Genomic DNA, 6,820 nt, shown 5'->3' with positions numbered 1-6,820 from the left:
ACTCAAGACAGCAATCGAGTCGCGAGAAGTACCAGCAAACCTACAGCCAAGACTAGGCGCAATCGTCGAGGTAGCACTAACCAGCGGCCGAGTAAGACGCCTATTCGGCCCGGGCGCAGAGCTATCGCTAAACGCCCTATTCCTGAAAACCCCACGAGGCCACGAAGTAGCCCAATCGCTAGCCGAACTAAACAAAGCCCTCGCAAGTTTGAAGGGCCAAACAATAGAGCAAATAACCTCATCGCAAAGAAGCCCAGGCGCCTACTCACTAACTCTGAAAACCACCAACTGCCAACTGGTGATCAGCTTCGAACAATCCGGTGTCCGAGTAGAGAGCCTGGAAGTAGATCTCGACAGATAGGAGTGAGTGCGGGTTGCCTGTGACGGACGCAAGAGCGTCCGTCGAGATTCTTCGCTACAGCAGCTTTCGCTCAGAATGACACAAGACGGTGCTGCGCAGGATTGTACTTCCGTCATCCTGAGCGCAGCGAAGGATCTCGCGCATAGCGCGTCAACACTTTCAACAGAGCAGAAAGCAAATCGTTAGCGTCGCCCCTCAAATACTTCTCAGCCGGACCGAGCGCAAAAGACCGTTCGCGGGATTTTGCGATTGATACCGGGTCAAGGGGTCACCCCTTGCGCCCACCGCGCAGGTGATGGTCTTTTTCAGGTCACTACGGTTCCAACCGCTCCATCATTCGCGGAAACGGCACCGTCTCTCTGATGTGATGTATCCCGCATAGCCATCCGGTCATGCGTTCCAGGCCCATGCCGAAGCCGGCGTGGGGGACTGAGCCGTAGCGGCGTAAGTCTAAGTACCATTCGAACGGTGCGAGCGGCAGGCCGTGCGAGGTTATCTTGGTGCGCAAAGTTTCGTAGTCGTCTTCGCGCTGGCCGCCGCCGATTATTTCGCCGTGACCTTCGGGCGCGAGCATGTCGACGCATAGCGCGACGTCGGGACGCGTCGGGTCCTGCTTCATGTAGAAGGCTTTGCAGGCGGTCGGGTAGCGATGCACCATCACAGGGCGATCGAATTCCTCGGACAGCGCGGTTTCCTCGTCGCCGCCGAAATCGTCGCCCCAGTTGACTGCGACGCCTTTCTTTTTCAGCCGTTCGATCGCTTCGTCGTAGCTGATGCGCGGATAGGGAAGCTGCGCTGCTGCTCGTAGCCTGGTCGTGTCGCGCTCGAGAGTTTTCAGCTCGGCGCTGCGTCGCTCGAGTACGCGGCCGACTATGTAGGATACGAACTGCTCGGCGAGTTCCATGTCGCCGTCGAGGTCGCAGTACGCGACTTCCGGTTCGACCATCCAGAATTCAGTCAGATGGCGCCGTGTTTTGGATTTCTCGGCGCGGAAAGTCGGGCCGAAGCAGTACACCTTGCCGAAGGCGAGCGCACCGGCCTCCGCGTAGAGCTGTCCGCTCTGCGTCAGGTACGCCTTGCGCTCGCCGAAGTAGTCGAGCTCGAACAGGTTGGTGGTGCCCTCGCACGAAGTGGGAGTCAGGATTGGCGCATCGAACAGGACGAAGCCGCGTTCGTGAAAAAAATCGCGGCACGCCGAGGCCACCTCGCTGCGAACACGCAGAATGGCGTGCTGACGCGACGAGCGGATCCACAGATGACGGTTGTCGAGCAGGAACGCGACGCCATGCTCCTTATTTGTAATCGGATAGTCGGTCGCCGGCGATTTGATCGCGATCGACTTCATCGTCAGCTCGAATCCGCCGGGCGCTCGCTTGTCCTCGCGCACGATGCCGGTGACTTCGAGCGATGTTTCCTGGCCCATGTGATCGGCCGCCGCGAAACTTTCCGCGCCGAGGTCAGCCAGCGACGCCACGCACTGGCATACACCGGTGCCGTCGCGCACTTGCAGAAAATGGATCTTGCCGCTGGAGCGCTTGCCCGCGAGCCAGCCCTTGAGCGTGACCTCGTTTCCGACATGATGCGACAGTTCTTCGATGTAAACTCGCGCCATGTGCCCATTTAAGCATATCGTCGCGCAAGTACAGGAACGCGGACACGTCGCGCGCTTTGCGTTCATCAGCTACGCTCGTGTGCGTGGAGAGGACGGGCGGATGAACGGGATGAATGGATTCGACTACGTTGCGGTCGTGCTGATCGCGGTCGGCGCAATCTACGGACTACAAAGGGGCGCGCTCAGGATGTTGACGTCGGTGGTGGCGCTGGCCGCCGCGATTTATTGCGCGTCGTTCTACTACGACAAGGCCGGGGCGCTGGCGGAGACGCAACTTGGATCGTCGCACACGGTAGGCGCGGTAATCGGTTTCGTCGCGGTCTTCGCCTTGATCTTCGCAGCCGTGGAAATTATCGGTTCATCTGCGATCCGTCTGACGCAGGTGGTTCACCTGAGCCCGCTGGATCGACTGGCCGGCGGCCTGCTCGGCGCGGGAGTCGCGGCAGTCTTTGCGGGAATTGCGGTGATGCTGATGGCGGCGGTGATGCCGCCCGACGCTGCGCTGCTGCACAACTCGCAACTGGTGCCGATGCTGTTGGCGTACAATGAGACACTGGTGGGATACATTCCCGGTGACGCGAAACTCGCCTACGAGCGCAATCGCGACGACCTGATGAGATATTGGGTCCAGAATGCGGTGAGAGTCGCCAACTCCGGGCCGGCAGCGGCGTCGCCGGCTGCGTCGCCCTCGCCCGCCGCAAAGTGACCGGTCAGTCCCTGAAATCTAGAGGATGTTAAGCGTGCCCGAGCGTCTGTGGGTGGCCAGGACCTTGCGGGACCTTTTTCTGATGCGCTCGTTCGAATCGTGCCGAAATTTCCCGAGCACGCCAAGGATGCGACTCTCATAGATCGTCGGAGACCCGTCGCAGAGTACGTGAAGAATCCAACTGCGAACCTTTGGATCGGGATCGTCGGCCATCTCGATGAATCGATTCCAAATCTGGGCGTCGTGGATTTTAACTTCGCACGGACACAGCGCCCGAACCGCGTCGAGCCGTGATTTGGAGTCGCCTTCTCTGCTTAGTTCGAGCAGGCGCGGAATTTCTGAGCGCGGGGTGCGCATCTTGACCTTGAAATGAAAAGGGCTGCTGCCGAATTTTGCAGTGATCGCGCCTACGCGATAGCGCTGTCGACTGCCTGCACCAGCCGGCCCTTCGGCACTGCGCCGATGATCTGTTCCTTGACCTGGCCGCCCTTGATAATGAGCAGGTTGGGAATGCCGCGCACGCCGTAACGTCCGGGAGTCTGCGGATTGTCGTCAACGTTGATCTTCGCAATCTTCAGGCGGCCTGAGTATTCGCCCGCGAGATCGTCGAGGATCGGCGCGATCGCGCGGCATGGTCCACACCACGGCGCCCAGAAATCTACCAGCACCGGAGTGTCAGACTTCAGAACTTCCTGGTCGAAGCTCGCGTCGGTAACGTGAACGATTTTGTCGCTGGACATCTAAGACTTGTCTCCTGTGCGGTCAGCCGCACTTTGAACATAAGTACGGCCGGGTGCGCAGTCAAGGTAGGTTTATTTCTTGCGAATCGTGACCGCAGCGCCGTAGGCCGCGATTTCGCTCATCAGGTTTGCGATTTCGTTGCAATCGAAGCGCATCGCGACCACCGCGTTACCGCCCTTCTCCTGCGCCGCCATTCGCAGCCGCTCGATCGCATGATTGCGGCTGTCGCTGAGCAACGTCGTGTATCCGCCGACTTCACCGCCGACCAGAGTGCGCAGGCCCGCGCCAAGATTTGAGAAGATGTTGCGTGCGCGCACGATCAGCCCGAACACTTCGCCATACACCGCGACGATGTCGTATCCGGGCACATCGTTCATCGTGGTGACCAGAATTTTGTCGAGTTCTTCGCCCATCACGCAACGATAGCGCCGCGCCGCCGGGAGCGCTATTCGTGCGCGCTCGATTTGCACTTGATCGCCGCGTCGAATCCACTACCCTGAGAATCAACGAAACACTATGCCTGCACCGATGATGAACGACGTATTGCCCGACCTGCTCGAGGAGATGGTTTACCTCCTCAAGCAGCAGGGCGCCGATCCGCTGGAAGCAAAGCTGCGGGCTTTGCGAATCGAGTCGGTCTGCGATTGCGGCGACGAGAACTGCGCGAGCTTCGCGACGGCCGCTGAAGTGAAGGTCGCCAACTATGTCGAGCTGCAATCGATGGAAGGCCAGGTGATCATCGATCTGAACGCCAACGACGAGATCTGCTTTATCGAAGTACTTGGCCGTCCCGACGTGAAGTACCTGCTGGAAGAATATTACGACGCGTCGAGCTGAGCGCCGCGCCGCGCAATTTTTTTCTAGCCGACCGCGCGCTTTTGCGGAGCGACGCGAAAGCGCGCGACGAATTCCCCGACCTCATCTGCCAGGCGCTCTTTCTCGCTGTCCACTGTTATTACGTGGTAGCTCTCGTCGAGCTCGATCGCGCGCTTCTCGGCGCTGCCGAGATGCTTCATCACGTAGTCGACATTTTTTCGCATCGGGCACGTGTGATCGCGCCGCGCATGCATCACCAGCGCGGGCTGCGTGATACGCGAGAGCATCGGCTTCACGACGGCCGATAGATCGAGCAGCTTCAGCGGCGCCGACAAGGGCATCAAGCGGCAATTGGGATGGATCGAGCGCGCGGCAGCGTCATGAATGTCAGACGCGCCTGGATTGAACAGGTAGATCCTTTCGATGATTGAACCCAACAGGCCGCGCAATCCCCGCAGCGCCAGGCTCGTTGACGTCGGCAGAAAAAATGCCGGCGCCAGCAGCGCGAGGCCTGCAACCGACTCGCCCTGGTCCGCCGCGAGTCGCGCCGACAGCACCGCGCCCATCGACAGTCCCACAACTACGATCGGCTCGCCGTATTGGCGCAGCTCCTCGAGGCCGTTGACCACGCTTTCGTACCAGCTGTCGTAGCCGACAGCGCCCAACTCTTCTGGCATCCCGGCGTGACCCGCCAGCTTTACGCCGCGCACGCGCACGCCGCGCGCCGCCAGCCGCTCGCCGAGATAGCGCATCTCGTAGGGAGTGCCGGTCAGTCCGTGAATCAGCAGCGCGCTGACGCCTGCGGCACCGGGGACTGCACCGGGAAAGAAAAACTCGTTGATGTCGACGCCTGCTGAGAGGCGCGATGGAGGCTCGTCGGAATCGGATTTCATTCCTGGTTTATGCCGCGCTCGGCGCGCTCCTTTAGGTTGACGACCCGGCCGCGAGTTGATCGCTGTCGATTTGAATCTTTGCCTGATCCTTGAGCGAATCGAGGAAGCGCGTCCATGCCTGCGCGCGGCGCTGCTGGACGTATTCCTCCAGGAACGCCTTCTGCGCGGTCTTCCAATCGGCGTCGGTCGGCTCGGCGCGCGAGGTGACTTCAAACAGATAGGAGTTGCCGCCATTCTCCATCACGCGATCGATGATTCCCGGAATCGCCGGCACGGCCGCGGCCGCGTCAGTCACTTCGGGGAACTCGCCGATCCCCTCGACTCTGCGGTCGGCGCGCACGAACGGATCGACGTTTTTAATCACGAGCTTGTTCGACGCGGCCGCCTTGTCGAAGTCCGCCGGATTTTTGATGGTCGCTAGAATCTTCTGCGCCTGCTGGCTCGCTTGCGCTTGCGCGGTCGTGCGAATCACCGCGTCACGCACCTGTGCTTCGATTTCCTTCAGCGGCGGAATTCGCGACGGCTGCCGCACCAGCAGCTTGATAACGTATGGCGCGCCCTTCTCCGGCACCAGCGACACCTGCCCCACCTCGAGCTTGAACGCTGCCGCTACAAGCTCGCGGTCCGCCTCGAGGCCGCCGGCCGGTTCGCCCTGCGCGAACAGCGGCGTCTCGACCGCGTCGATACCGCGCTTTTTCGCCAGGTCCTCGAGCTTGCCGCCCGCGAGCGCCGACGCCAGATCTTCCTGCGCCGCCGCGCGACCAAGCTTCGCTCCGGCTTGCGTGCGCAGTTCTTCGACGATCTTAGGCTTTGCCTCGGCAAGCGTGTCGATGTGCGCCGGACTGGACTGTTCGAGCTCGACGACATGAAAGCCGAAGTGCGTCTCGACTGTAGTGATCTGCCCGGGCTTCATTGCGAACGCGGCGTCCTCGAACGGCTTGACCATCTGGCCGCGCTCGAACGTCCCGAGGTCGCCGCCCTGGAGCTTGTTCGACGTATCGTCAGAATATTTCGCCGCCAGCTTTGCGAAGTCGCCTCCCGATTGCGCCTGCTTCAGCACGTCGAGTGCTTTGGCTTTCGCGGCGGCCTTCTCCTTGTCGGACGCGCCGGCGGGCACCGCGATCAGGATGTGCCGCGCGTGAACCTCGTCGGCATGCTTGAAGCGCGTGCTGGCGTTGCGCTTGTAAAAGTCTTCGACTTCCTTGTCGGACGGCGTGTACTTCGCGGCGAGCACCAGTGGCTCGTAGTGCACGTAGGCGAGTTTGATGCGCTCGGGCTCGCGGAATTGTTCCGTGTTCTTTTTGTAGTAGTCGGCGATCTGAGCTTCAGTCGGCGAAATTTTTGCGGCGAAATCGCTGAAGGCGAACTCGACGTAGCGCAGCCCGATCTTTTCGTTGGCTATATTGTAGGCGTGGCGCGCTTCGTCGTCGCTCACTTGCACGCCGGTGTCGATCATATTGCGCAGCGTGTCCGCAATCATGCGGTCGCGCTCTTCGTTTTCGAATTCAGCCGGCAGCAGATTGTTGTCGCGCAGCACGTCCTGGTAAGTGTCGAAGTCGAACTGGCCGCCGCGCTGAAATGCGGTTTCTTTTGATATTTTATCCTGCAGCGCCACGTCGCTGATGCTGATGCCGAGATGGCGCGCCTCGTCGCCGATTAGTTGTTCCTCGATCAGGCGCTCGACGGCTTCC

Annotated in this window: 8 protein-coding genes; 2 read left to right on the top strand and 6 right to left on the bottom strand. The window is 60.6% G+C overall.

Annotation, left to right across the window (positions count from 1 at the left end; translation table 11 throughout):
• Nucleotides 1–674: 674 nt before the first annotated feature.
• Entirely contained in the window at nt 675–1,973 is a 1,299-nt protein-coding gene (gene asnS, locus VIW95_RS02365) for an asparagine--tRNA ligase (protein ID WP_331583646.1), read from the bottom strand.
• On the opposite strand from asnS, the gene VIW95_RS02360 reads away from it, so the two are divergent.
• The gene (locus VIW95_RS02360) at nt 1,972–2,679 is read left to right on the top strand and encodes a CvpA family protein (RefSeq protein ID WP_331583644.1); all 708 of its coding nucleotides are present in this window, start codon (nt 1,972–1,974) and stop codon (nt 2,677–2,679) included. The genes asnS and VIW95_RS02360 overlap by 2 nt on opposite strands.
• Before the next feature lie 18 nt (nt 2,680–2,697).
• On the opposite strand, the gene VIW95_RS02355 is transcribed toward VIW95_RS02360, so the two are convergent.
• The 3 genes from VIW95_RS02355 to VIW95_RS02345 all read right to left on the bottom strand — a co-directional run bounded on the left by VIW95_RS02355 (nt 2,698) and on the right by VIW95_RS02345 (nt 3,890).
• On the bottom strand, nt 2,698–3,036 hold the full coding sequence (locus tag VIW95_RS02355; protein ID WP_331583642.1) for a HEAT repeat domain-containing protein: 339 nt from the start codon (nt 3,034–3,036) through the stop codon (nt 2,698–2,700).
• Nucleotides 3,037–3,086: 50 nt separating this feature from the next.
• Nucleotides 3,087–3,419, bottom strand: coding sequence for a thioredoxin TrxA (trxA, locus tag VIW95_RS02350; protein ID WP_331583641.1), 333 nt, complete (start codon nt 3,417–3,419; stop codon nt 3,087–3,089).
• A 72-nt stretch (nt 3,420–3,491) separates the two neighbouring features.
• Nucleotides 3,492–3,890, bottom strand: coding sequence for a YbjQ family protein (locus VIW95_RS02345; protein WP_331583640.1), 399 nt, complete (start codon nt 3,888–3,890; stop codon nt 3,492–3,494).
• Between the two features lie 46 nt (nt 3,891–3,936).
• On the opposite strand from VIW95_RS02345, the gene VIW95_RS02340 reads away from it, so the two are divergent.
• Nucleotides 3,937–4,257: a hypothetical protein gene (locus tag VIW95_RS02340; RefSeq protein WP_331583638.1), complete on the top strand. Its 321-nt coding sequence runs from the start codon at nt 3,937–3,939 to the stop codon at nt 4,255–4,257.
• A 23-nt stretch (nt 4,258–4,280) separates the two neighbouring features.
• On the opposite strand, the gene VIW95_RS02335 is transcribed toward VIW95_RS02340, so the two are convergent.
• Complete coding sequence (locus VIW95_RS02335) at nt 4,281–5,129, bottom strand: alpha/beta hydrolase (RefSeq protein WP_331583636.1); 849 nt, start codon at nt 5,127–5,129, stop codon at nt 4,281–4,283.
• A gap of 31 nt (nt 5,130–5,160) precedes the next feature.
• Nucleotides 5,161–6,820: peptidylprolyl isomerase (locus VIW95_RS02330; protein ID WP_331583634.1), on the bottom strand; the 1,660-nt coding region annotated here is incomplete at its 5' end.

The organism is Binatus sp. (SeqCode) (assembly GCF_036522015.1).
In the GTDB taxonomy this organism is placed as follows: domain Bacteria; phylum Desulfobacterota; class Binatia; order Binatales; family Binataceae; genus Binatus.
Note: the sequence above shows the minus strand (reverse complement) of the source record. Positions and strands in the feature narration are given on the sequence as shown.